This is a genomic window from Sheuella amnicola, assembly GCF_010499255.1.
GTDB lineage: Bacteria > Pseudomonadota > Gammaproteobacteria > Burkholderiales > Burkholderiaceae_B > Zwartia > Zwartia amnicola.
Map to the genome: position 1 here is coordinate 1 of NZ_JAAGRN010000020.1, position 3,025 is coordinate 3,025.

4 protein-coding genes are annotated in these 3,025 nt (G+C 48.9%); all 4 read right to left on the reverse strand.

What is annotated here, in order from left to right:
- Window positions 1-135: 135 nt before the first annotated feature.
- Entirely contained in the window at window positions 136-438 is a 303-nt protein-coding gene (locus G3I67_RS14780) for a DUF2437 domain-containing protein (RefSeq protein ID WP_163656334.1), read from the reverse strand.
- Between the two features lie 22 nt (window positions 439-460).
- A complete protein-coding gene (gene tnpC / locus G3I67_RS14785) occupies window positions 461-1,978 on the reverse strand; it encodes an IS66 family transposase (protein WP_163656340.1) in 1,518 nt (505 codons plus the stop codon).
- Window positions 1,979-2,203: 225 nt separating this feature from the next.
- Window positions 2,204-2,548 (reverse strand): IS66 family insertion sequence element accessory protein TnpB, encoded by a 345-nt coding sequence (tnpB, locus tag G3I67_RS14790; protein ID WP_163656336.1) that lies wholly within the window; start codon window positions 2,546-2,548, stop codon window positions 2,204-2,206.
- A complete protein-coding gene (gene tnpA, locus G3I67_RS15195; RefSeq protein ID WP_163656338.1) occupies window positions 2,545-2,940 on the reverse strand; it encodes an IS66-like element accessory protein TnpA in 396 nt (131 codons plus the stop codon). Before tnpA ends, tnpB begins: the two co-directional genes overlap by 4 nt.
- Window positions 2,941-3,025 lie beyond the last annotated feature (85 nt).

The window sequence follows — 3,025 nt, forward strand, 5'->3', positions numbered from 1 at the left end:
GTAATGCTCCGGTCATTACCGTCTTGCAATAACAATAATATTCAAATACTGCGTGGTTAATGCCAATTCCGGATTATCGTGACCGATGATTCCGATTTATCGTGACCAGGCCAGAGCACAAATTTCACGATTCCGTTAGGTCGATTTACGCAAATGCACTGGGGCCACATTCCATCGATGACCATCATCGGTGAACAAACTGACAGTTTTCTTGTTTAGACGCATGATCGTACCGTGCTTGACGGTGCCATCATTTGTCGTGAAGTTCACGCGATCACCTTCAGCGAACCGAGCCAAATGCATCGTACTTTTAGCCTGAGAGAGCAGATTCAACCGTTCGACGACCATCCGGTTTAAATAAATCAGGTCTTCTTCGCTCATGTGGCGCAGGGCTTGGACAAACAGTTCACGATCAAGGATGGTCTGATTCGTACTCATGTACCACCAATACTTTTACTGGCTAGGTTGAAATGACCAGATTCCACGGCAGCAGATCGTCAATCCTATTGACTGGATAATCAGCAATCACGGACAGCACGTGTCTGAGGTAGGTCTCTGGATTTAGACCGTTCAGTTTAACCGTACCGAGCAGGCTATACATCGTGGCTGCGCGCTCGCCACCCGCATCAGACCCAAGAAACAAATAATTCTTTCTACCCAGAGCGACCGTACGTAATGCACGCTCAGCGGGATTATTGTCGATTTCAATGGATCCATCATCCAGGAATCGAGTCAGGGCACGCCACTGGTTCATGGCGTAGCCAATGGCATCGGCAGTCACGGATTTGCGCGACAGGGTCGACAGTTGATCCTTAAGCCACATGTGTAACGACTCAACAATCGGTCTGGAATGTTCCTGCCGGACTTCTTGCCTTCGTTCCGGTGGACTACCTCGGATGCCTGACTCTATCCGGTATAGCTCTGCGATCTGTTGAAGGACATGCGTCGTCGTGGCTGTCGGATGTGTCGTGTGGATATCGTAGAACTTACGTCTGGCATGAGCCCAGCATGCGGCTTCAATGACGCGACCAGAATCATAGATTGGGTTGTAACCGGCATAGGCGTCTGCCTGCAGAATGCCTGTGTAATCTTTAAGATGGGTCTGAGGGTGAATGCCCTTACGATCGGGTGAGTATTTAAACCAGACCGCTGGTGCAGATATGTCGCCTGCGGGACGATCATCACGGGTATATACCCAGAGTCTGCCTTGCTTGGTCTTGCCGTTACCTGGTGCCAACACATCGATGGGTGTGTCATCGGCATGAAGCTTGGTTGCAGCAAAGACATAGCGGTGCAATGCATCCATTAAAGGGCGAAGCAATTGATGCGCGCCGCCGATGACATCCCCAACTGTGCTCTCGCTCAGTTCGACCCCTTCACGTGCGGCTTGTTGGCACTGGCGATAAATCGGCATGTGATCCATATACTTAGATATGATGACATGACTGATCAGACCAGGGCCAAAGTAGCTACGGGCGATCGGGCGGCTTGGCGCAAGGGCTTGCACCATCTTGTCGCAACAGGCACAGGCAAATCTTGGTCGCACGTGACGAATGACGCGAAAGCTTGAAGGAATGTATTCCAGAACTTCACTGATATCTTCGCCGAGCTTCTTCCAATCGCCACCGCAATCGGGACAAGCGCTCTGGTCGGGTAGGTGCGTTTGAATGTCGCGAGGAAGGTGATCGGGGAGCGGACGACGCTTGGGTGTATTGCGTTCAATCGAAGGGATCGCTTGGGCTGCAGGTATTTGGATACCTTGCGCGATGTGTAGCTCTTCGAGTTCGAGTTCATACTGTTCGATTTGTAAGCCGAGCTTCTCGGACTTCTGACCAAACATCATGCGTTTGAGTTTGTCGATCAGCAGTGACAAACGTTTGATCTCTTCCTTGTCATCAATCTTGCTGGCTTTGAGTGCATCACGCTCGAGCTTGATTGAATCAATGTCTTGTTTAAATGCGTTGCGCTCGTTCTTGATCAAATCACATTCGTTCTTGATCTGATCTCGCTCACAAGACAAGGCATCAAACGCTGCAAATTGCGCCGATAGCATCGCTTGTAATTCAGCGACATTATCTGGAAGTGGGCGTCTCGTTTGCATAGGAATTATCCTATCAAACACAACTCTATTTATCCAGACGAATTTGAAATTCAAACAATAAATATGCGCATCACAAGACGACTGTTGCAGTGATGCACAACATCAAACTTGTGTTGGCTTGTGTGTGCGAACAGGGCGTCTCCAATCAATGCCTTCAAGCAACATCGAAAGCTGTGCTTGCGTTAAATACACGCTACCTGTTGAAGCTTCTGGCCAGACAAAGTGACCTTGCTCGAGGCGCTTGGCAAACATGCACAGACCATCGCCACTCCACCACAGCACTTTGATTCGATCGCCTTTGCGACCACGGAACACGAACACATGACCACTGAACGGATCTTCAAGTAAAGAACATTGCACAAGCGTGGCTAAGCCATCAAAGCCGCGTCGCATGTCTGTGATGCCGGCCGCAAGCCAGACTTTGGTGCCAGAGGGGAATCCAATCATGATCGTAACGTTTCCAGAGCAATTCGGAGCGTCTCAGAATCAACTCTTCCGACAATCATGACATGTGAATTATTAATCCGAATCTCAATGCTGCCTTGGTCATGCAAGTGCGACATTGAATCACTTCGTAAATTATGCGAAGATTTCTGTGTAATTTGGATTGGCAATAAAACCGGAATCGATTCTGAAGAGGCCGGATGTCCATGTAGTAGTCGATATTCTCGAGCCCAACGCTTGAGCTGGTTAGGATTAATACCGTGCGACATAGCCACTTCAGCGCTAGAAACGTTTGGCTTTAAAGATTCTCTGACAAGATTTTGCTTAAACGCCAGTGTAAATTTGCGCCGTGACCGTTTGGCGGGCGGTAAAGGCTCGGGCTTAGTGTCATCCAAGTTAAGTCCCCATTTAAGTTTACGTGGGGACCTATTTTGAAGATTTAGTGCACTAATAAAAAGACGGTATTAACCGGACCGTTAC